Source organism: Streptomyces sp. NPDC088147 (assembly GCF_044741565.1).
GTDB lineage: Bacteria > Actinomycetota > Actinomycetes > Streptomycetales > Streptomycetaceae > Streptomyces.
The window spans coordinates 49698-69188 of record NZ_JBIUSY010000008.1 but is presented as its reverse complement, the minus strand read 5'-3'; the positions used below and the strand labels follow the sequence as shown (position 1 = coordinate 69188).

The 19491-nt window shown below is 71.7% G+C and carries 20 protein-coding genes; 8 read left to right on the top strand and 12 right to left on the bottom strand.

The window, feature by feature from the left end; translation table 11 throughout:
• Positions 1-84: 84 nt before the first annotated feature.
• Together ACIOGX_RS26625 and ACIOGX_RS26620 are read left to right on the top strand one after the other, a co-directional pair.
• A complete protein-coding gene (locus tag ACIOGX_RS26625; RefSeq protein ID WP_401916863.1) occupies positions 85-612 on the top strand; it encodes a DinB family protein in 528 nt (175 codons plus the stop codon).
• A gap of 290 nt (positions 613-902) precedes the next feature.
• Positions 903-1028: a hypothetical protein gene (locus ACIOGX_RS26620; RefSeq protein ID WP_401916860.1), complete on the top strand. Its 126-nt coding sequence runs from the start codon at positions 903-905 to the stop codon at positions 1026-1028.
• Positions 1029-1092: 64 nt separating this feature from the next.
• On the opposite strand, the gene ACIOGX_RS26615 is transcribed toward ACIOGX_RS26620, so the two are convergent.
• A complete protein-coding gene (locus ACIOGX_RS26615; protein WP_401916858.1) occupies positions 1093-2301 on the bottom strand; it encodes an epoxide hydrolase family protein in 1209 nt (402 codons plus the stop codon).
• 264 nt (positions 2302-2565) lie between these two features.
• Between ACIOGX_RS26615 and ACIOGX_RS26610 the strand changes: the two genes are divergently transcribed.
• The 3 genes from ACIOGX_RS26610 to ACIOGX_RS26600 are packed head-to-tail and all read left to right on the top strand — an operon-like array spanning position 2566 to position 5836.
• Positions 2566-3318, top strand: a complete 753-nt coding sequence (locus ACIOGX_RS26610) for a (5-formylfuran-3-yl)methyl phosphate synthase (protein WP_401916855.1) — start codon at positions 2566-2568, stop codon at positions 3316-3318.
• Between the two features lie 8 nt (positions 3319-3326).
• On the top strand, positions 3327-4736 hold the full coding sequence (locus ACIOGX_RS26605; protein WP_401916852.1) for an aldehyde dehydrogenase family protein: 1410 nt from the start codon (positions 3327-3329) through the stop codon (positions 4734-4736).
• Complete coding sequence (locus ACIOGX_RS26600) at positions 4733-5836, top strand: NAD(P)-dependent alcohol dehydrogenase (RefSeq protein WP_401916849.1); 1104 nt, start codon at positions 4733-4735, stop codon at positions 5834-5836. Before ACIOGX_RS26605 ends, ACIOGX_RS26600 begins: the two co-directional genes overlap by 4 nt.
• Before the next feature lie 219 nt (positions 5837-6055).
• On the opposite strand, the gene ACIOGX_RS26595 is transcribed toward ACIOGX_RS26600, so the two are convergent.
• Both ACIOGX_RS26595 and ACIOGX_RS26590 read right to left on the bottom strand, forming a co-directional pair.
• Entirely contained in the window at positions 6056-6961 is a 906-nt protein-coding gene (locus tag ACIOGX_RS26595) for a class I SAM-dependent methyltransferase (protein WP_401916846.1), read from the bottom strand.
• A 430-nt stretch (positions 6962-7391) separates the two neighbouring features.
• The gene (locus tag ACIOGX_RS26590) at positions 7392-7853 is read right to left on the bottom strand and encodes a cupin domain-containing protein (RefSeq protein ID WP_401916843.1); all 462 of its coding nucleotides are present in this window, start codon (positions 7851-7853) and stop codon (positions 7392-7394) included.
• Between the two features lie 432 nt (positions 7854-8285).
• Between ACIOGX_RS26590 and ACIOGX_RS26585 the strand changes: the two genes are divergently transcribed.
• Positions 8286-8894, top strand: a complete 609-nt coding sequence (locus tag ACIOGX_RS26585) for a TetR/AcrR family transcriptional regulator (protein WP_401768376.1) — start codon at positions 8286-8288, stop codon at positions 8892-8894.
• 114 nt (positions 8895-9008) lie between these two features.
• On the opposite strand, the gene ACIOGX_RS26580 is transcribed toward ACIOGX_RS26585, so the two are convergent.
• Positions 9009-9500, bottom strand: a complete 492-nt coding sequence (locus ACIOGX_RS26580; RefSeq protein ID WP_401916840.1) for an SRPBCC family protein — start codon at positions 9498-9500, stop codon at positions 9009-9011.
• A gap of 192 nt (positions 9501-9692) precedes the next feature.
• Entirely contained in the window at positions 9693-9848 is a 156-nt protein-coding gene (locus tag ACIOGX_RS26575) for a DUF6131 family protein (RefSeq protein WP_356513661.1), read from the bottom strand.
• A gap of 198 nt (positions 9849-10046) precedes the next feature.
• On the opposite strand from ACIOGX_RS26575, the gene ACIOGX_RS26570 reads away from it, so the two are divergent.
• Both ACIOGX_RS26570 and ACIOGX_RS26565 read left to right on the top strand, forming a co-directional pair.
• Positions 10047-10613, top strand: a complete 567-nt coding sequence (locus tag ACIOGX_RS26570; RefSeq protein WP_356513663.1) for a hypothetical protein — start codon at positions 10047-10049, stop codon at positions 10611-10613.
• A gap of 428 nt (positions 10614-11041) precedes the next feature.
• Positions 11042-12181: a DUF4765 family protein gene (locus ACIOGX_RS26565; protein WP_401916837.1), complete on the top strand. Its 1140-nt coding sequence runs from the start codon at positions 11042-11044 to the stop codon at positions 12179-12181.
• Between the two features lie 125 nt (positions 12182-12306).
• On the opposite strand, the gene ACIOGX_RS26560 is transcribed toward ACIOGX_RS26565, so the two are convergent.
• From ACIOGX_RS26560 to ACIOGX_RS26530, 7 genes are all read right to left on the bottom strand, one after another.
• Entirely contained in the window at positions 12307-12504 is a 198-nt protein-coding gene (locus ACIOGX_RS26560) for a hypothetical protein (protein ID WP_401916834.1), read from the bottom strand.
• Positions 12505-12685: 181 nt separating this feature from the next.
• On the bottom strand, positions 12686-13879 hold the full coding sequence (locus ACIOGX_RS26555; RefSeq protein WP_401916832.1) for a cytochrome P450: 1194 nt from the start codon (positions 13877-13879) through the stop codon (positions 12686-12688).
• A 174-nt stretch (positions 13880-14053) separates the two neighbouring features.
• Positions 14054-14818 carry a class I SAM-dependent DNA methyltransferase gene (locus ACIOGX_RS26550; RefSeq protein ID WP_401916830.1) on the bottom strand — a complete coding sequence of 255 codons (765 nt, stop codon included), beginning with the start codon at positions 14816-14818 and terminating at the stop codon, positions 14054-14056.
• 9 nt (positions 14819-14827) lie between these two features.
• Positions 14828-16015: a YcaO-like family protein gene (locus ACIOGX_RS26545; protein ID WP_401916827.1), complete on the bottom strand. Its 1188-nt coding sequence runs from the start codon at positions 16013-16015 to the stop codon at positions 14828-14830.
• Positions 16012-16953: an aKG-HExxH-type peptide beta-hydroxylase gene (locus ACIOGX_RS26540; protein WP_401916824.1), complete on the bottom strand. Its 942-nt coding sequence runs from the start codon at positions 16951-16953 to the stop codon at positions 16012-16014. The genes ACIOGX_RS26545 and ACIOGX_RS26540 overlap by 4 nt, the downstream gene beginning before the upstream one ends.
• Before the next feature lie 742 nt (positions 16954-17695).
• Positions 17696-18766: an NAD-dependent epimerase/dehydratase family protein gene (locus ACIOGX_RS26535; RefSeq protein ID WP_401916821.1), complete on the bottom strand. Its 1071-nt coding sequence runs from the start codon at positions 18764-18766 to the stop codon at positions 17696-17698.
• Between the two features lie 270 nt (positions 18767-19036).
• Positions 19037-19447, bottom strand: a complete 411-nt coding sequence (locus tag ACIOGX_RS26530) for a hypothetical protein (protein WP_383964232.1) — start codon at positions 19445-19447, stop codon at positions 19037-19039.
• Positions 19448-19491 lie beyond the last annotated feature (44 nt).

The window sequence follows — 19491 nt, the reverse complement described above, 5'->3', positions numbered from 1 at the left end:
ACGCCCGGCAACCCCTGTTCCCGCGCGGTCCGTACGAGGCGCAGTACGCGACGCGGTCATGGCGGTTTCTGCCAGGATTCGGTGATGACGACGACACCGGATGGACGCCCCGTCCCGCCCGCGCATGCCGATGAGCGCGCCATGCTGGAAGCGTGGCTCGACTTCCACCGCGCGACTCTCGCCCTCAAATGCTCGGGTCTCCATGATGATCAAGTACGGCTGGCCTCGGCGGCGCCCTCGGCGATGACGCTGCTGGGCCTTGTCCAGCACATGGCGGAGGTGGAACGCAACTGGTTCCAGCGTGTGTTCGCCGGTCAGGATGTGCCCCTGGTCTTCGGGGAGAACAACAGAGACGGGTTCGCCCTTCGTCCGGACCAAGGACTCGAAGAGGCAATGGCCCGCTGGCAGGCGGAAGTCGCTCAAGGCCGTGAGCTCACCGCGGCCGCGTCACTTGACGACTCGGGCCGCCTGTCCGAGCGGGATGCCGGCCAGTTAGGCGATCACGGGGTGTCCCTTCGCTGGATCATGGTTCACATGATCGAGGAGTACGCACGTCACAACGGCCACGCCGATCTGCTCCGGGAACGCATCGATGGACTCGCCGGGGCCTGAGATGGGCCGGCAGGGCCGGGGATGACCACGCGAGCGGGCTGCGGGCCGCCCCCGCAGCCGGCACACATGCCCTCGCACGCGACGACTGAGCCGCGACAGGTCTGCCTTCTCGATACGGGGGCACACGCATACCAACTGCTGAAGAGGCCGGTCGGGCCGGGACAGCTGTAACCGGCGCTGACCCGACCGGCCCTTCGGCCGGACGGACATCCGTTACCACCGCACGGTGAGGGCGGAACGCACGCGACGACCGCGATTCCGTCTCGGACAACCCTGTTGAAGGAGACATCATGATGACCTCGCTCACGACGACCGTGGCCGCCGACGCCTCCGCCGCCCCCGCATGGTTACACGTGCTGGTGATGGCGGCGGCTGTGCTGGTCCTCGTCTACAGCCTTGCACGACGCAGTAGTTGACCTGAAGCGAGCCGTTTTCCGTCGGTGATCAGCGGCGCCGTGCCGACGGCCCGGCACGACTTGGCTATCCGTGGTGGCTCCGGCGGTCACTCACGCTTCGGAAGAATGTTCTTATGTCGCCGACCAGCACGTCCGGCTGCTCCATGGCCGCGAAGTGTCCGCCACGGTCGTAACTCGTCCATTGCACGATGTTGTTCGTCCGCTCCGCGATGTGGCGCAGCGGAATGAAGTTGTCGCGTGGGAAGTCGGCCAGCGCGGTCGGCGTCGTCGAGGGCTCGGGCGGCGTGCCCCAGTAGTCGGCATGCGCGCGTTCGTAGTAGATGCGGGCGGACGAGCCCGCTGTGCCGGTCAGCCAGTACAGCATCACGTTGGTGAGCATCTGGTCGCGGTCGACGGCGTCTTCCGGACGGTCGCGGGAGTCGGTCCACTCCTTGAACTTCTCCACGATCCAGGCCAGTTGGCCCACGGGCGAGTCGGTGAGACCGTAGGCCAGGGTCTGCGGACGGGTGGACTGGATGTCGGCGTAACCCTGGCGGTCACGGCTCCATTCCTGCATGCGTGCCCAGGAGGCCAGCGTGCGTTCGCGCTCGGCGGAGTCGAGAGCGTCCAGATCTTCCGCGCCGGGGGCCTGTGTCGCCGCCGAGTTCGGCAGCAGATTGAGGTGTACGCCGATGACATGCTCGGGCCGTGTCCGGCCGAGCTCCCGGGAAATGGCCGCTCCCCAGTCGCCTCCCTGCACCCCGTACCGCTCGTAGCCGAGACGCTCCATCAGCACGGCGAACGCTCCGGCCACCCGCTTGAACTCCCACCCCTGGTCCGTCGTGGGCCCGGACAGCCCGAACCCGGGAATGCCCGGCAGCACCAGGTGGAACGCGTCGGCAGGGTCGCCGCCGTGGGCTCGCGGGTCGGTGAGCGGACCGGCGACCTCGGCGAACTCGACGATCGAGCCCGGCCAGCCGTGCGTCATGACCAGCGGGGTCGCATCGGGCTCGGGCGAACGGAGGTGGGCGAAGTGGATGTTCGCCCCGTCGATCACGGTGGTGAACTGCGGCCACCGGTTCAACCGGGCCTCCGCGGCCCGCCAGTCGTACTCGTGCCGCCAGTACCTCACAAGGTCCTCGAGGTAGTCCCGCGGAACACCGTATGCCCAGCCCACTCCGGGCAGTTCGTCCGGCCAACGGGTGCGGTCAAGGCGCTCGTGGAGATCATCCAGCTCGTCCTGACGGACGTCGATACGGAACGGGTGGATGCTCTCGTCAGCCAACATCGTCATACCTGCACATGCTACGTACGGATGCCCCTGGCAAGGTCGGCGAACCGCCTCCGGCCGGGTCCCGACGCCCGCGCCGCGCTCCGCCTTCGAACCGGCGTGGACGGCGCACGGCGGAGTGGACACGGCGTGGGCCACGCCCCGTTCGGACTCCGCACGCCCTACCGACGGCCACGGGCCGCCGCAATGATGAGCGGACTGCAAGTGATCCAGATGCCTCCGCGCACCCGCCCTCGGCGGGTGGACACGCGGTGGAAGGAGCCCACGTTGTTGCTTCTCATCTCCCCTGACAGCGTCGAGGAGGCCCTCGACTGCGCGAAGGCGGCGGAGTACCTCGACATCGTCGATGTCAAGAAGCCCGACGAGGGCTCGCTCGGCGCGAACTACCCGTGGGTCATCCGGGAGATCCGCGAAGCCGTCCCGGCGGACAAGCCGGTGTCCGCCACCGTGGGAGACGTACCGTACAAGCCCGGCACGGTGGCGCAGGCGGCGCTCGGTGCGGCCGTCTCCGGAGCCACGTACATCAAGGTCGGCCTCTACGGGTGCACAACGCCCGAACAGGCCATCGACGTCATGCGAGGCGTCGTCCGGGCGGTGAAGGACTACCGGCCGGACGCTCTCGTCGTCGCCTCCGGTTACGCCGACGCCCACCGGATCGGCTGCGTCAACCCGCTCGCACTGCCCGACATCGCCCGCCGCTCCGGCTCCGACGCGGCCATGCTCGACACCGCGATCAAGGACGGGACACGGCTGTTCGACCACGTTCCGCCGGACGTCTGCGAGAAGTTCGTCCGGCTGACCCACGAGGCCGGTCTGCTCGCGGCCCTCGCGGGCAGCGTCAAGGGGGGAGATCTCGGCGAGCTGACCCGCATCGGCACGGACATCGTGGGCGTGCGCGGGGCGGTCTGCGAGGGGGGCGACCGCACCGCAGGAAGGATTCAGCCGAGCCTGGTGGCCGCCTTCCGGGCGGAGATGGACCAGCATGCCCGGGAGTACGCGGCTGCCGCCGCCGCGAGCTGACCGCGGGCATGCCGACACGTCAGCCCCCTTACGCGCCCGGGACCCGCGGCACGCGCTTCGCCGTCCTGGATCCGGCAACGGGCGAGGCCTTCGACGACGCTCCCGACCAGCGGCCGGACGAGCTGGACGCCGTCGTCGACCGGGCCCACGAGGCCTGGCGCGGCTGGCGGGCCGACCGTGCCGCCCGCGCCACCGCGCTGCTCGCGGCAGCCGACGCCGTGGAGGCGGCCGGGGCCGAGCTCGCTCCGCTGCTCACCCGTGAACAGGGCAAACCCCTGGCCGAGTCGTACGCGGAGATCGCCCGCACGGCGGCCCGTCTGCGCTACTTCGCGGAGCTGGCTCCGGAATCACGGCCGATCACGGACGGGCGCCCGGTACGCAGCGAGATCCGCTGGCGATCGCTCGGGCCCGTCGCCGCGATCGTCCCGTGGAACTTTCCCCTCCAGCTCGCCTCGGCGAAGTTCGCGCCCGCACTCGCAGCGGGCAACACGGTGGTGCTCAAGCCCTCCCCGTTCACCCCCCTCGCCACACGGCTGCTGGGGTCCGTCCTCTCCACCGCCCTGCCCGAGGGCGTCCTGACGATCGTCACCGGTCGCGAACCTCTCGGCGCCCGCCTCGCGTCCCATCCGGGGATACGCCATGTGACCTTCACCGGTTCGATTCCCACCGGGCGGGCCGTCGCGGAGGGCGCGGCGGCCTCGCTCTCCCGGGTCACCCTGGAGCTGGGCGGTAACGACGCCGCCGTCCTGCTGGAGGACGTGGAGGTGGAGAGGATCGCGGACCGGCTGTTCTGGGCGGCCTTCCGCAACTGCGGGCAGGTCTGCATGGCGGTCAAGCGCGTCTACGCCCCGGTCCGGCTCTACTCCCAGGTGGTCGAGGCCCTCGCACGGCGCGCGAAGAGCACCGTCGTCGGAGCCGGGCTCGACCCGGACTCGCGGCTGGGGCCGGTCAACAACGCCCCCCAACTGGCCCGGGTCGAGCGATACACGGCGCAGGCCCTGGCCGACGGCGCCCGAGCCGTGACCGGCGGCCACCGGCTGGACCGGCCGGGCTACTTCTTCGCCCCGACGATCCTGGCCGATGTCCCACCCGACAGCCCGGTGGTCACGGACGAGCAATTCGGCCCGGTCCTGCCGGTCCTGCCGTACGGGAGCCTCGACGAAGCGATCGAGGCGGCCAACGGCACCGGCTTCGGGCTGGGCGGCTCGGTATGGGGGACCGACCTGGACCGGGCCGAGGCGGTGGCCGACCGGCTGGAGTGCGGGACTGCATGGATCAACCACCATGCCGAACTGTCCCTCGCCCAGCCCTTCGCGGGCATCAAGGAGAGCGGCGTCGGCGTCGCGGGCGGACCGTGGGGGCTCTACGGGAACCTCAGACCGTTCGTCGTGCACCGTCCGGAGGAGGCGCGCCCATGAGGTTCGGCGCGGCGGTACTGCGCTCGTACGAAAGCCGATTCGCCATCGAGGAGGTGATCCTGGCCGCGGGGCCGGCCGACGGCGAGATCCTGGTCAGGATCGCGGGCTGCGGGCTGTGCCGCACCGATCTCGCGGTCCGGCGTTCGGGGGGCCGCTCACCACTGCCGGCGGTACTCGGCCACGAGGGTGCGGGGATCGTGGTGGAGACGGGCGGCCCGGACACCGGCCTGAGCGTCGGAGACCATGTCGTGCTGAGCTTCGACTCCTGCGGACACTGCCGGAACTGCATGGGTGCGGCTCCCGCCTACTGTGACTCCTTCGCCTCGCTCAACCTCTTCGGAGGGCGCCGGGAGAACGCGGCGCGGTTCACCGACACGGCCGGGAGAGAGCTGGCCCCCCGGTGGTTCGGTCAGTCCTCGTTCGCCGAGTACGCGATGGTCCTGGCCCGTAACGCCGTCCGGGTCGACCCCGCGCTGCCCATCGAACTGCTCGGACCGCTCGGCTGTGGCTTCCTCACCGGAGCCGGAGCGGTGCTGAACTCCTTCGGTGTCGGCCCCGGCGACACCGTCGCCGTGTTCGGCGCGGGAGCGGTGGGCCTGGCCGCGGTGATGGCCGCCACCGCCGCCGGGGCGGTGACCGTGGCCGTCGACCGGCACCCCGAACGCCTGGCCCTCGCCGAGCGGTTCCACGCCCTCCCGTTGCACGCCGGCTCGGCCGGCCTGCCCGACCGCATCCGGCGGCTGACCGACGGCGGCGCGCGGTACGCGCTGGACACCACGGGCTCCGGCCAGCTGATCAACGACGCACTGCGGGCCCTGCGCCCGACCGGCCACCTCGGCCTGGTGGCACGGCTGCACACCGCGCTGCCGCTGGAACCGGGGGCACTGGACCGTGGCCGGCGGATCTCCCACATCTGCGAGGGCGACGCGGTGCCGGGACTGCTGATCCCGCGGCTGACAGGACTGTGGCAGGCCGGGCGGTTCCCCTTCGACCAGCTCATCCGTACGTACCCGCTCTCGGACATCAACGAGGCCGAACGCGACTGCGACGCGGGCCGCGTGGTCAAACCCGTCCTGGTTCCGGAGGGGAGGCACCGATGAGCGGGGCTCTCCACGCCGCCGTCTGTCCGCTCGACCGCTCGACCGCCGTCTGACGACCGGTCACGGACGCCGCACGACCGTGGCCGGCCCTCCCGCGATGCTCGTCCGACGCGTCCCTGTCCCGCCCCCCGGTGCGCCCCTCCCCGGCGCGTCCCTGTCCCGGCGGGGGAGACGTACCGGCGGGGGAGACGTACGGGCCCTCGGCCGACGGCGGCGGCGTCAGGGCCGTGGCTTGTTCGCGAACACCCACCGGTTGCCCGCCAGCGCGTCGTTCTCCTCGGGCAGCGGCCCGCGTCCATGCCGACGGGTGAAGTCGAAGGGGGTGTGGACCGACGTGGACCAGCCCTTGCCCCTCAGAGCACCCGCGGAGTCGGGCCGCGGCTCTCTGGCGAACAGATTGAGCAGGTCGATACCGATCTGATCTTTCGTCGAGGTGTAGAGCGGGCTGTCGCGGTATGCCAGCAGGTCCGCCTCGAGCTTGACCTCGAACGCCAGGGCGCTTCCCTCCGCACTCAACCGGTCCACCGACTCGATGAGAGCGGTCTCGGCGGCGTTGGGCAGATAGAACAGCACCCCTTCGGCCAGCCAGACGCTCGGCGCGGCCGTATCGAAACCGGCGTCGGTCAGCGCTCCGACCCAGTCGTCGCGCAGATCGACCGGAAGAGGTACGCGGGCCGCCCTGGGCGTGGCCGACAGCCCGCCGAGCACCTCGTGCTTGAACGCCAGCACGCCTTCCCTGTCGATCTCGAAGATCACGCAGCCGGGAGGCCAGTCGAGTCGGAACGCCCGCGAGTCCAGCCCCGCCCCGAGCAGGACCACTTGGCGCGCGCCCGCACGGACCGACTCGAGAAGGAAGTCGTCGAGGACCCTCGTCCGCAGACCGAAATAGCGCGCGAACCGTCCCCACAGCGGATTCGCGTCCCCGTCCGCGGCCTGTTGCACGCGGACCGGCCAGCCCGCGGACGCCGGTGCGGCGAGCACGAAGTGTTCCGCGTAGATGTCCCGTGTCAGGCTGTCATGGCGGTGAGTCTCGATCGCGCGCGCCGCGGCGACCATGAGGGCGGTGAGACCGACACCCCCTTCCACGCCTTCCACATCGGTGTTCCTATGCGCTGTGCCGACCATGTGTCCTCCCTTGGGGCGAGCTGGGACCACGAGCAGTGAGGAAAGTGAGGAAAGCGACGAATGCGAGAGACGGATCCGCGGTGAACGTACGAGCGGGTTCCGTACGTGTGCGAGGTCGTGCCGGCGGCTCAGGGTGGCGCGAGGAGAATTCGGGAACGACCGGTCACCGCATTCCCGATCTGAATCCGAGCCCGGAGATCGTGCGGCGTCCTCACTATCCAGCCGACGGTCGTCCGCCGCGCGAGACTCCGATCCCGTTCACCTGAACGGGTGAATATCGCCGGGCTGAGGTCAGGCCGACGGCGAGGAGGTGGAGCCGCCGGGGACGCCGGTGGGCGTGAGCGCGATGACGGGGATGATCCGCTCGGTCTTGTGGAGTCCGCACGCCCCGGACAGCCGTGCGGCGCGTAAGCCCCGGGAAACGGGCCGGTCAGCGCGGCGGGCCCACGATGACGTTGCCGTACTTGTCGGCGAGGGCGGGATCGGGCTTCACCTGGAAGTCGGGCGGACGCGGTGTGGACTTGTCGCGACCGGTCTCCCGGAACATCCCCTCGATGCCGGCCGGTGTGTTGATCATCAGCAGGTCGGCCTTCTTGGAGGTGATGCGGTAGCCGTGCGGGATCTGCTTCGGCAGGAACACCACGCCGCCCTCGGTGAGTTCGTACTCCTGGTCGTCGCACCACACCAGGGCGGTGCCCTTGAGCAGCAGGAAGACCTCGTCCTCAAGAGTGTGCTTGTGATAGGGCGGTGCCTCACCCTCTGCGACGTCGAAGCGCCCGATCATGAGCTGACCGTCGGTGGCCTTGCCGTCGAGCAGCATCGCCAGTGTGCCGCCGTCGAGCCATTCGAGTTGCTGCTGCTGTTCGGGTTGCGCGAGATAGACCATGCTCATGACGGGCTCCGTTCAGGTGCGGGGACGCTCGTGCGGGTGAAGCGTCCAGGGGTGCGGACGGTCGTGGTGGTACGTGTCGGTTCCACTCGCGGCCACGCCGGGGGACCCTGGCCGACAGGCCGGCGCCGGGGTCCGTAGAGGCCGGCGCTGACGAGACCTTGACGCGGACACCGACGTCGGTCTCGTCGGCGCTCGCGGACCAGGCGGGCCATTACGTCGACGGGAGCGGTTGCGAGCCCGCCTGCGGCACCGGCGATGAGAACGGCTCCGCCGCTGTTCATGGCATGACTCTTCTGGGCGCCGTGGACACCCGCGCCCTGTCGTACGTATGCGCCTGTGGTAGCCACTAAGCGGACGTTATCGTCCGCTTAGTGGGGTGTCAACGACACCGGCCGGTGCTGGACGGGGGGCGCGTGGGCCATCATCGGGGGTGTGACGAAGGCACAGTCGAACGAAGGCGCCCGGCGGCGGGAGCTGCGCCGTGACGCGGCCGACAACAGGGAGCGGGTGCTGGCGGCGGCCGCCGCCGCGGTCAGACGGGAGGGCGCCGCGGTACCGATGGCGACCGTCGCGGCGGACGCGGGAGTCGGCGTGGGCACCGTCTACCGCCACTTCCCTTCCCGTGAGGCTCTGCTCGGGGCCCTGACGCACCGCTCGTTCCAGCTTGTCCTGGCCGCGGCGGACAGGGCCGCCGAAACCGATCGGTCCGGAATCGAAGCCGTGCGTGGCTTCCTCGACCGGACTGTCGAACACGGGCCCGACCTCGTGATGCCCTTGCACGGAGGTCCGCCGCTGATCGACCAGGACACCGTCGCGATCCAGGCCGACGTGCACCGGAAGCTCGGCTCGTTGCTGTGCAGAGGCCGGGAGGACGGCACGATCCGGCACGACGTGCACACGGCCGACCTGGTGATCTTTGGCGCGCTGATGGCGCAGCGACTCCCGCATGTCTCCGACTGGAACCACACCGCGCGGCGCCTCGTGGACATCTACATCGCCGGCATGGCGCCGGCGACCCGGCCGCTCAGGGACCTCGGCTGAGCGCCGAGGGCGTCCTTCGCCCTTGAGCCGGCCCGGGGCGCTCCCCGGATGGCGGACCGGGCGGCGACGTCCCACGCGGCGCTTCTGCCCTGCCCCGACGTGCCCCCGGTCCTGTCAACCGTCGGCGCGGCCGTGGCTCGCGGCCGGGCCGGCCTGCGCTCCGGCCGGGGCGGGGCTGTCGTGTTCCACCGCCGCCGCGAGTCGTCCGAGCATGCCACGGTGCCGGATCTGCAAGAAAGCGTCCAGGACGAGGTTGTGGGCCGCACCGGCGAAGCCACGCAGGGGATGCTCGTCGACGATCACCAGCGTCTCGTCACCCCAGGGCCGGATGTCGAGGGCGATGCGCGCCGTGCCGAGCGGCCCGCTGTGTGCCTCCAACTCCAGCCACCGCGGGGGCTTATGACGCCGGACGACGGTATATCCCCGCAGCTCCTTGGAGCCCAGCCGCACCGTATAGGTGAGGGAGGAACCGACCTCGGGCCAGCGGCCCTCCCCGGGGAAGGAACGTGCCGTGCCGACCACCCAGTCGGCGTAGCGCGCGGGGTCCGAGAGGACCCGCCAGACAGCGGCCGGCTCGCGGGCGATGAGCTGGTGTCGTACGGCCATGTGCCCTCCCTGACGAATCGCTGTGAACTGTGGTGAGTGCGGGTCCGGGTCCCGGAGGGCGCAGGGCCTTCGGGAGGGAACCGCCGTACGTCGACGAAAGCATCACGCTGGAGTCGCAGGAGCACATATGTCGCGCACCGGCAGCCTTCGCCGATACCCCAGGGCCGCTTTCCGCCTGCCTCCGCCCATCGGTCACCAATAGTGGCGCCTGCCGCCTACGGCATGCCCGACAGCCCCGAGTACCCAGAGGATGGCGCCGATGACGGCGAGGACAATCCCGATGGTCCACAGGACCGAGATGCCGGTGACGAAACCGACCACAAGCAAGATGACGCCGATGAGGATCATCGCGTGCCCCAATCGTCCGCAATTTTCACCAGTCTGCGCCCTCTTGGCTCCCCTCGCGACATGCACAACCAGCGGCGGGTGAACGTGGCCCGCGCCGCTGGGTGTGTCTCCGAGGCACCGGCGGGCCGGAGAGCAGGTGGACGACGAAGCTCGAGCCTGGACCGGGCCCTTGTCAGTGGCGACCTGTTTACTCGGCACATGACCGACAAGATGAATCACAGCGATGCCCACCGGACCACGGCTTTCACGCCCGATACCGAAATGGTCGAGCCGTCGCGGTTCAGGATCCGCAATGTGAGGATCGATGGCCAGGGTGACGTGGTGAAGGTCCGTGGAGGCGGTTCGCACCAGCTCAGTTTCGATGTCTTGCACGATTGTTCGGGGTGCGGCAACGCCATCAACCAGGTGATCGTCGGGCTGGCGGGCCAGGATCGAGCGCAGGCGTCGGTATGGAACGGCAAGCAGCGCAGCGGGGGCGGCTTGAAGGTGGTGAACGCCGGCACACACGTCGAGGCGCTGGCGGAGGACAACCCAGGTCCGGCGGAGTGGGTACATGTGTCGTGCGACCTCGTTGTTCCCGACGCAGTCGGCGTCTACTCGGTTCGAGCGCGTTACGCCCAGGCGTATCAGGGACGCCTGATGACTGCCGAAGGACGTGCGATCCCGCAGCCGGAATACCAGGATGTGCTGGGCTGGTGGAAGGTCGACCGTCCGGAGGGGCCCGGCCCGGAGTCGGCCATAGGCACCATCATCGTCGAGGCGTGACGCTGCTCCGGTTCTCGTTCCGGTGTTCCTCAACCCCCTCGAAGCCCGCGAGTTCACGGAAACTGAAGGCTCCTCGGCGCGAACCCGCGGGTCCACCGGTGTGCGTCAGGCTGATGCATCGGTGAGTTCGGGTGGAACACGAGGATGGTGAGCGATCCGAAGGGCTTCGACGGTGGTGTCGGCGGACATCGTCGCCTATGACGGGCGCCCGCCGAACTGCCGGTTGTGCACCTCAATCGTTCCTTGACCGGGTTCCTCACGCGCGTGCGGCGATCCCCGGAACGGCCTCCGGTGCCCACTCGGGGGCATCCACGGTGACCGTGAGGGCAGTTGACCGGCTGCCCCGAGGTTGCCCCCACGGACCTTCCGCCGCCCTGAGCGGTCCGGTAGAACGAGAAGATCAGCCGTCCAGCGTGAAGGGGATCGTCGTGCGTGCACACCGAACACCGGCCCAGCGGGCCGCTGAGCAGGACAAGGACCGCCGTGTGGCCGTGCCCATCACCCCGGCTCAGCGGATGCTGGCACTACAGCGCTCGGTGGGCAACGCGGCCGTGTGCCGTGCCGTGGAGGAGGAGCGGCACGCGCACGCGGCGGGCAGCGGCCACGACCAGGTCGTGCAGCGCCGGTCGGCGGTGCACGAGGTGCTGCGTTCGTCGGGGCGGCCGCTGGACGTACCGGTGCGCGAGGAGATGGAGGCCCGGCACGGTGCCGACTTCGGCGGGGTGCGCGTCCACACCGACTCCGCGGCCATGGACTCGGCGGCGGAGATCGGCGCGAAGGCGTACACCTCCGGCTCTCACGTGGTGTGGGACGGCAGGGACAAGCACACCCTCGCCCATGAGCTGACCCATGTCATCCAGCAGAGCCGGGGTGTCGTGCCGGGTACGGACAACGGCTCGGGCCTGCACGTCTCCGACCCCTCGGACTGGGCCGAACGCCAGGCGGAGGACACCGCCCGGCAGGTGATGACGGGCCCGGTGCCCGTGCTGCGGGCCATGCGGGACGAGACCACGGCCGGGCGCGTTGCGGCGGCGGGCGCGACCTCCGTGCAGCGCATGGAACTGGCCACCAACCCGACGACCCTCACCGAGAGCGACTCCGACTTCAGCTCGGAGGACGACCTCAGCGCCCAGGAGAAGCAACTGCCGGCACTCACGTCCGAGAGCGCCGTGGCGGCCGCGGTTGCGTCGGGCGGCGAGACGGTGGTCACGCTGTGCCGGGGTGACGATATGCCGAAGATTCGGGCGATGCAGCAGCAGAGTTCGGCCGGCGGCGCGGCCTCCGACTCGGCCACCCCCGCGCCCACTGCCGAACAGGCTACGGCGCAGTACCAGAAGGGCAGGCGCTACCCGGAGTTCACGACCTCGAGGTACACGGCACGGCAATACAGCCGGCAGGGACCGCGAGGCATCGTGGTCGTCCGCATCAAGGCCAAGTACCTCATCAAGGGGGCCGATGCTCCCGAGGACGGTTGGGTCGCACTGCACAGTGCGCCGGTCGAGGTGATCGCCGTGGTCGACCGCAGTAAGGGCAAGTCGGCGTCGGGGAAAGCGGTCAACGCCTCCTGAGCAGCTCAGCCGGGCCGCCCGGCGGACCATAGGGGCAGGCCGTCCGACCCCTTTCCGCCGAGTGCCGCTGGGCGAGTGCCGCAGCACCTTCCCGAAGCACACGTCCCCGTCGGCGGCTTCATGTCCTACAGCGGCCGGCCGAACCGGGACCTGATCTGATCCAGGTGCCCGACGTCCCCGCGGATGGTGCCGTCCGCCGGCCCTGCCGCGGCCCGTGCGAGGACGAACCCGGACAGGACGTCGGTCTCGGACCGCTCCAGCTCCTCCGCCGACGCGGGCGCCCAGTGCTCACGCAGGTCCCGTACGACTGCCGGCGCCGCCAACCCGAGCCTCCTCACCTTCGACCCGACCGCGGATCGGTCGGACGAGATGAGAACGCTTCGGGAATCCCGAAGCTACGTCACAGGTCGGCAGAGCACACGAGGGAGGAAGAGCCCCCGGCCACAGGGACAGGGGCTTCGGCCGGGCTCAGGAGAACTCACGGGCTGTCGCACGGATCGCCGTTCACCACCTCACCGGCAGGACGCGTGGAGCCCGGCTCAGCCGGTCGTCCTTCCATGCGGCGGGACCGGCGGCACGCAGCCGCGGGAAGTGCCGAGTGAGCCCGGTCAGTGCCTCTTGGAGCTGGACACGGGCGAGTTGGGCACCGGCGCAGAAGTGGACCCCGTGTCCGAAGGACAGGTGGGCGGGCGCCTCACGGGTGAGGTCGAGAAGGTCCGGGCGAGGGAAGGTGTCCTCGTCGTGGTTGGCGGAGGCCATGAGCGCGACGACCGCCTCCCCCGCGCCGATGGTGACCCCGCTCAGCGTGACGTCCTCCGTGGCAACGCGCAGGTTGGCTCCCATCGCGGCCTGCGCGTAACGCAGCAATTCCTCCACGGCCGCCGGGACGCGGGCGGGCTCGTCCCGCAGCAGCGCGTACCGCTCCGGGCGGGCCAGGAGCAGGTGGACCATGCCGGCCAGGCGGTTCGCGGTGGTGCCGTAGCCCCCCAGGAGCAGGACGACGCAGAAGGAGACGAGTTCTCCCTCGCTCAGCCGGTCGTCGTCGGTGTCGCGGGCGGCGATCAGCAGGCTCAGCATGTCGTCGGCAGGGTGGGCGCGCTTGGCGGATATCAGCCCCTTCAGGTAGGTGGCCATGTCCTCAACCGCCGCCGTCACCTCGGCGTTCACGGCCGTACGGCTGCGCAGGGTGTCGTCCCAGACGTCCAGCCGGTCGGCGTCCATCCCGTCCGTGCCGAGCAGGTCGCAGATGACGGTCAGCGGCAGCGGGCGTGTGAAGTGGGTGACGAGGTCGACGGGGGCGGGTCGCCGGTCCAGCGCGCCGAGGAGGGTACGCACCGTACGGGCGACACCGCGCCGCATCGCCTCGGCCCGGCGCGCGGTGAGGGCCGGGGCGATCAGCCTGCGCAGCCTGGAGTGGTCCGGCGGGTCGGTGGCGAGGATCGAGTCGGGCAGCGCCGTGGCGCGCGGGCTTCCAGGGCTCTTGCCCCTGGACGCGAGGGCCCGGCTGAAGCACGGGCCGGCGAGGACCTGCCGGACATCGGCGTAGCGCGTCACGAGCCAGGCCGGGGCGCCTCCGGGCAGGCTGACGCGGACGACCGGCGCGTGCCTCCGCAGCTCCGCGAGTTCCGGAAGCGGTTCCAGGCCGGGTGCGTGGTCGAGCGGGAACCGGCGGATGGGGGACTCGGTCGGGCCGCTCATGGGCGAACTCCCTCGCTGTGAGCACGGGCGGACGGGACTTTCTCGGCGCGCAGGGGAGGGCAGGGGCGGGTGATGCCCACCGGGCCGGGACCCACCGGCCGGGGTGCCGCAGGCCGGGTCGTCACCGGCGGGGTGCCACTGGCGGGGCGCCACCGGGCCGGGGCGGGCCCGGCCTCATGGCCGTCGGTAGACGGAGACGTGGTACGCGCTGTCGCGGGTGAAGGCTTCACGGCCCCAGCCGCCCCAGCGTTCGGCGAGCCGCAGCCCGGCCTGGCGGGCCATCAGGTCCAGTTCCCCCGGCCCGGCGTACCGGAACTCGACACGAAGGTGCCGGGTGACCCCCTCGGCGTGGATGACGTAGTGCGAGCGGTACCGCTGCACAGACGGGTCGATGCTGCGGTGGCACAGCACGAGATGGTCGTCGCCCTCGGAGACGACTTCCGGGGCGCCCGTGGCGCGGGCGAGGGCCTCGGGCAGGTGGGAGTCGAAGACGAAGGCGCCGCCCGCTCCGAGCCGGTCGGCGACGCGGGCGAAGCACCTTTCCTGTGCCCGCTGTTCGCGGAGTTCGAAGAAGGTTCCGGCGGCGAGATAGACAAGGCTGAAGACACCGGTGACGGGCACCTCGGAGAAGTCGCCGAGCGTCACAGGGACGGCATCGCCACCGGGCTTGGCCCGCAGCCGGTCCACCATGGCGGCCGACCCGTCGATGCCGTGCACCTCGATGCCACGGGCGCGCAGAGGCAGCGCGATCCGGCCGGTGCCGACGCCGAGTTCGAGCACCGGGCCCGTCCCGGCGAGGCCCGCGAGGGTGTCGACAGTCGTGCCGCTCACTCTCGGTTTCCCGAACCAGCGGTCGTACTCGTCGGCGAACACGGTGGCGTAGTGCGTCTCCGCGGCGGGGGCGGGCGCGGCCTGGTCACGTGGTGCGGTCTGGGTCACGCGGGACTCCTAGCCGAAGGGATGGGGCGGCCCGGCCGCCGCCCCGGTGGGCAGGGGCTCGGCGCCCGGGGCGAGTACCCGGACGACATGGACCCCCGCGACCCGCGCGGACGAGGAGGTGGTCTCCACGACGATGGGCTCCTGTCCGGTGTGCCGGGCGAGAATCCGCAGCGGGTCGGGGCCCGGGACAGGGCCCGGAACAGGGCCGGGTGCGGGGCCGGGGACGCAGCCCGAGGACGGCGGCGGACGACGGTGGTGCGCGGGACGGGCCGGTTCGGGCCGTGGCGCGGCGGCCTTCACCTTCCAGTGCCCCAGGCTGTCCTGGACGTGATGGGCCCACAGGGCGTGCTCGACCGCGGTCGTGGGCTCCGTCCCGCCGCGCCAGCGCGCCCAGGTCCGCCGTGCGACCGGCGTCCCCATGCTCCACGTCACCATCAGGGCCTCGTAGGCGGCCCGCTCCACCAGGTGCGGTACGTCGGCGTCCGGGCCGCAGCGCGCGCCGAACGCCTGCTCCGTTCCGTCCGGTTGGTGCAGGCACACCACGGCACAGGCGGCACCCGGCGGCGCCGGCACCCCGAACGCGGTGGCCCGCAGCCCCCGGTCGTCCAGCAGGGCGCGCAGAGCCGGGGGCAGCGTCACCGGCAGGGCGTGCGGGACCGTGTCCGTCAGCCCGTACCAACTCCGGCGCACCAAGTCGCGCTCCAGCACCTCCCAGGCGGCGTGTCCGACGGCGGCCTCGCGGCGCGGATGCGCGGCCACCCCCGTGGAACCGCCCCCGCGCGAAGCCTCGCACCCCGGGGGCGGGCGGTGCTGGAGGTATACGGCCGAGGCCGGCACGTAGACCCGCTCGCCGGTGGCCGTCGCACCGCACGCCCACAGGCGGCGGCCCGGTACCTCCTCCCACGGATCACGGACGGCCAGGCCGCGATCGCGAAGCTGCCCAGCGGTGCCGACCGTCTCGGCGGCGGCCTCCGCCGCACGGCCCGCCATGATGTTGCCCATACGCTCCAGGAGTTCGCCTCTGGCTCCGGCGGCGACCTGGTTCCGGTCATGCCCGGCGGCGCTGCCGACCAGGACGGGCCGCCCGTCGGCGGCGCTGGTGCCCTCGAAGGCGGCGGACCGGGCGGCCACCCTGGCCAGAAGCACCTCCGGGTGGTCCGGGAAGGGCACGAAGACCTGCGGGGTCCAGGCGCTCACCGTCCGCCCTCCGCGACAACCGCGCACGAGGCCAAGACGCTCCCGCCGCGCGGAGTGAGGCTGTGCTCGTGTTCCGCGAGGGTGTGCACGGCCTGGCGCGCCGAGGCGGTCACGCGCTCGCGCCGTCGCGCGACTGCCTCCCCTGACTGGTCCAGCCGCTCGTACAGACACACGATGCGGGCCAGCACCACGGTCTGCTGGAAGAGGCCGGAGAGCGGGCGGGGGTCGGCCCGCAGGGGGGTGGCGACCAGCAACGGCCCCCTGGTCCCGGTCCCGCCCTCGCCCGAAGCGCGTTCGGGAAGCAGGAAGGGCTGGGCGACGGCCGCCGCGTTGCAGCGCGTGTGGGTGGCCTCGTGAAGGACGGCCTCGGCGCACCGCACCGCCGCGGGCAGCCCGTCATCACCGGGGGTCAGCCGGACGCGGTTGAGGAAGATCGCGCCGTGCACCGCGAAATCGGTGTAGCCGTCGATCGCGTTCCCCTCCAGCAGGGCGACCTCGGCGACCGTCTCGCGGATCTCCGCGGCGCTCCGCGGCCAGGCAGCGGCGAGCAGGGCGAGAGCGTCAGCGAGCACCTCGCGCTCCCTTCCCGTCCACTCGGCGGTCGCCGCCGTACGGGGAGGGCCGTCCGAGCGCGGGGCCGGCAGGGAGCGCAGGGCGCGGGCGAGGCTGCGGCGCAGATGGCCGGCGGGCTCGGCGGGGCCACCGCTGGGAGCGGTGAGGGCGCCGAGCCGTGCGGACAGTGTCGCGCGGCGCTCCTGGCCGAGCGCTCCGGACCGCAGGGCGTGCTGGGCGGTGTGGACGGCCTCGGCCGCCGCGGGGTGGCGCAGCGCCTCCTCCGGCGGGGGTGCCAACTCGGCCCGGAGCAGGACGGCGCGCATCCGCTCGACCAGCCCGGTCCGCTCGCGGGTGGCCTCTCGGGCGTCGGGCTCCACGTGCATCGTCGTACGTCCCTCCGTCGGGTGGCCGTCCCGGGCAGGCGGAGTGGTGACGGGCACGACGGCTCGCCGCACGGGAGACCGTGAGCTGCGCGGGGCCAGGGCGTGTGGCCCACGTCCCGCCTGGTCCACGGTCCAAGTCCCACCTGGTCCACGGCCCACGGCCCACGGCCCACGGCCCACGGCCCACGGTGCCCGGCACGCGCGTTCGCCGCGTTGTCGCCGTCGTCCACGTACGGCCGGGCCATCCTCGACGTCGACCCTCCGCCTTGCGATCGGACGCACCGGACGCCCCGGCCTGATCCGCGAAGACCGACCGGACAGGATGCGTCCTAGTCGGGGAGGTCGACCATGAGCGCCAGCTCCGGCAGTTCCGCCTCGTCCATCTCCTCGACCTGCTCGATTTCCTCGTTCATCGGAGACTCCCTTCAGCTCACCGGCCCGCCGTCGTCGGAGGGAAGCACCGGCCGGGAACCATAGTTGGCGGACGCGCCGCTGGACCGCCAGAGAGACCGGGCAGGGCCGTGCTCTAACCGGCCGATGCCACGAGGGCCGAAATCAGGCTTGCCCGGCACACCGACCGAAAGCGGGGATACGGGACGAGCCCACTCGGCCACTGGTCACCGGCCCGGACCACCGCGCACGGCCGTCGCGCCCCGGTCCGCAACAGCGCCGTTCCCGCCGCGAGGTGCTCCGGGAAAAGGGCCGGAACCGAGGACGCGGCCGACGGGACGGCGGCATTTCCTCAGGTCTGCCCGGCGGCGATCAGCGGCACCCCGCGCACCTGCCCGGCCTTGACCGCCCGGTCCTCCGCCGCGTAGGCGAAGGCACCACGCCCCCATCGCCGGGCGAGGGCGGGAAACGCCACGGGCCAGTCGGCCGACCGTACCCGGTCGCGGAGCCAGAGCACCGTCTCGGGGAGCGAGGCGGCGTAGTCGCACACCGGCCGGTACCCCAACTCCCGCTCCGCGCGGGCCATGTCCATCACCAAGGGGTGGTTCAGGGACCAGGGGGTCCGCCCCAGCCCCGGCGCCCCGCCGCCGTCCAACAGGTAGGCCTCGCTGGTGCGGCCGAGGGCCGCGTCGACGGCCGCCGCCATCTCCCGCACCGTCGGGGGACCTGGATCGCCGGCGTTGAACACGCGCGGGCCGTGGGGCCGCGCGGCGGCCGCCCGCACCAGCTCCGCCAGGTTGGGGGTGGCCGATGGATGACACCCCGCGGCTCCGCCGTACGCCAGCAGCCGTACCGGCCTGCGGTCGAGCGCTCGCTTCACGAAGTACCACTCCCTGGGGGTGGCGGAGTGTGGTCCGTGGACCATGCCGGGCCGCAGCACGGTCACCGGGAAGGGTGCGCGTTCCAGGAGCACCTGCTCCACCGCCGCCTTGCCGCCCGCGTAGGTGTGGTCGTCGGGGGAGAGGCAGGGCTGGTCCTCGCGGACCGGTACCGGCAGCGCGGGGTAGGCGCCGACGTCGCCTCCGAAGTTCCCGCCTTCCGGGCCCCGGTAGACCATGCAGGTCGAGATGACGACGGCTGCCCCCACTCCGTCGCCGAGGGAGACCAGTTGGACGGCGTCACGAGAGGTGTACGCGAGGCAGTCCACCAGGAGGTCGCAGCCGGTGCCCACCAGCCGGCGCAGGGCCGCGTCGTCCGCCCGGTCGAGATGATGGGTACGGACCTCCCACTCGGCGGGCCAGCGGACTCGCGGCCGGCTGCCTCTGCTGACCGCGTCCACCCGCCACCCGTCGGCGGCGAGCCGTCCGACGGTGGCACGGCCGATCTGTCCGGTCGCTCCGAGGACCAAGGCGCGGCGGGGCATGGGTACCTCCACGGGGGTGTTCGTGTGTGCCCCGGTTCCCTGCCCGCGCGTGGGCGCGGTCGAGCACGACGCGCGAGACGTCGACCGGACTCTCGCCGAGCACGCCGCCGGCCTGGACGCTCCACCGGCCCGCCATGATCGAAGCCCGGCGGTGACGGGGCGGTCCAGGTCCGGGCGGCGTGTCACCGGGTGTGCCACGCCGTGCATGGCACACCCGTGGGTCCGACGGCGGGCCGGCAGCGACGGCTGGGGTGGGGGCCGTGGGGATATCTATTCGGGCTGTGTCACCGTCAGGGCCCACCGGATGCTTTCCTGGGAGGCATCGATCCCCACGGTGAAGGATCCCCGCTGTACGACACCCGCATCCATGGTCACCGAGCCCACGCCCGCACTGCCGGCAGGGCAGTCCACCGTGAACTCGGCGACTCGCAGCTGCTGTGAGTCCATCGTCACCACCACACTGCCTCCGCCCTCACAGGCAACGGTGAGCACGGTCGGCAATCCTTCCCACGCGCCCCCCGACGCGACTCCACCGTCTCCCGTCATCTCCTCCACCCACACCAGACCCTCCGGCCCGGGGTGAGGAAGAAGACCTCCGGCCGCCGCGGCGGGCACGACTCCCGCTCCCGTCAGGCCGAACGCGGCCACCATCGCCGCGATCACCATGTTCCTCGCACGCATCACGCCTGCCCCTCCCCAAGGTTTGTCATGTAACAGACAGTATG

Excerpts from the sequence above, each read along its gene's own strand:
- ACIOGX_RS26620 (WP_401916860.1), top strand. The coding sequence starts at position 903 with ATGATGACCTCGCTCACGACGACCGTGGCCGCCGACGCCTCCGCCGCC.
- ACIOGX_RS26535 (WP_401916821.1), bottom strand. The coding sequence starts at position 18,766 with ATGCCCCGCCGCGCCTTGGTCCTCGGAGCGACCGGACAGATCGGCCGT.
- ACIOGX_RS26570 (WP_356513663.1), top strand. The coding sequence starts at position 10,047 with ATGACCGACAAGATGAATCACAGCGATGCCCACCGGACCACGGCTTTC.
- ACIOGX_RS26590 (WP_401916843.1), bottom strand. The coding sequence starts at position 7,853 with ATGAGCATGGTCTATCTCGCGCAACCCGAACAGCAGCAGCAACTCGAA.
- ACIOGX_RS26615 (WP_401916858.1), bottom strand. The coding sequence starts at position 2,301 with ATGACGATGTTGGCTGACGAGAGCATCCACCCGTTCCGTATCGACGTC.
- ACIOGX_RS26575 (WP_356513661.1), bottom strand. The coding sequence starts at position 9,848 with ATGATCCTCATCGGCGTCATCTTGCTTGTGGTCGGTTTCGTCACCGGC.
- ACIOGX_RS26605 (WP_401916852.1), top strand. The coding sequence starts at position 3,327 with ATGCCGACACGTCAGCCCCCTTACGCGCCCGGGACCCGCGGCACGCGC.
- ACIOGX_RS26600 (WP_401916849.1), top strand. The coding sequence starts at position 4,733 with ATGAGGTTCGGCGCGGCGGTACTGCGCTCGTACGAAAGCCGATTCGCC.
- ACIOGX_RS26625 (WP_401916863.1), top strand. The coding sequence starts at position 85 with ATGACGACGACACCGGATGGACGCCCCGTCCCGCCCGCGCATGCCGAT.
- ACIOGX_RS26595 (WP_401916846.1), bottom strand. The coding sequence starts at position 6,961 with ATGGTCGGCACAGCGCATAGGAACACCGATGTGGAAGGCGTGGAAGGG.
- ACIOGX_RS26555 (WP_401916832.1), bottom strand. The coding sequence starts at position 13,879 with ATGAGCGGCCCGACCGAGTCCCCCATCCGCCGGTTCCCGCTCGACCAC.
- ACIOGX_RS26530 (WP_383964232.1), bottom strand. The coding sequence starts at position 19,447 with ATGCGTGCGAGGAACATGGTGATCGCGGCGATGGTGGCCGCGTTCGGC.
- ACIOGX_RS26540 (WP_401916824.1), bottom strand. The coding sequence starts at position 16,953 with ATGCACGTGGAGCCCGACGCCCGAGAGGCCACCCGCGAGCGGACCGGG.
- ACIOGX_RS26580 (WP_401916840.1), bottom strand. The coding sequence starts at position 9,500 with ATGGCCGTACGACACCAGCTCATCGCCCGCGAGCCGGCCGCTGTCTGG.